At 47.9% G+C, this 626-nt stretch carries 1 rRNA gene; it reads left to right on the forward strand.

Annotated elements, in window-relative coordinates:
- Positions 1 to 144: 144 nt before the first annotated feature.
- Positions 145 to 261: ribosomal RNA gene (gene rrf / locus ACO9K6_RS20955) — 5S ribosomal RNA — on the forward strand.
- Positions 262 to 626 lie beyond the last annotated feature (365 nt).

Below are 626 nucleotides of genomic sequence, written 5' to 3' on the forward strand. Positions count from 1 at the left end.
AGGTAGCCGTATCGGAAGGTGCGGCTGGATCACCTCCTTTCTAAGGAAATACCCGAACCCGATGAGGTTCGGATAAACATGGCAGTTTATCGCTTACTCGTTGTCAGTTTTGAAAGACTAATCGTCTTTCAACCGCATCATCCGTTTGGTGGCGATGGCGGAGGGGAACCACGCGTTCCCATACCGAACACGACCGTTAAGCCCTCCAGCGCCAATGGTACTTGGACCGCAGGGTCCTGGGAGAGTAGGACGTCGCCAAGCGGGTTGCCATGCAAGCAAGTTGCCAACTTTTAGTGGTTGATCGTAACAAGCAAGCATGATAATCTAATACTCCTGCCGCGTTAAACGGCACGGAACAACTTGCACCTTGAAAACTGGATAACGAAAGAAAAGAAATGCTGAAACATCCTTTAGCTGTTCATTAATTTGTTAGCGAAAGGTGTTCGAGATTACAGTGACATCTTTTCGTTTTATTTCTACCGCTTAATGTCTATTGAGATGAGAGAAATAAAATGAAAAAGGCACGTAAGCCGAATCACCTGAGCAAATGGTTAAGCTAGTAAGAGCGCACGGAGGATGCCTAGGCACCAGGAGCCGAAGAAGGACGTGGCGAACAACGATACCGC

Source organism: Paenibacillus praedii, assembly GCF_049725345.1.
GTDB lineage: Bacteria > Bacillota > Bacilli > Paenibacillales > Paenibacillaceae > Pristimantibacillus.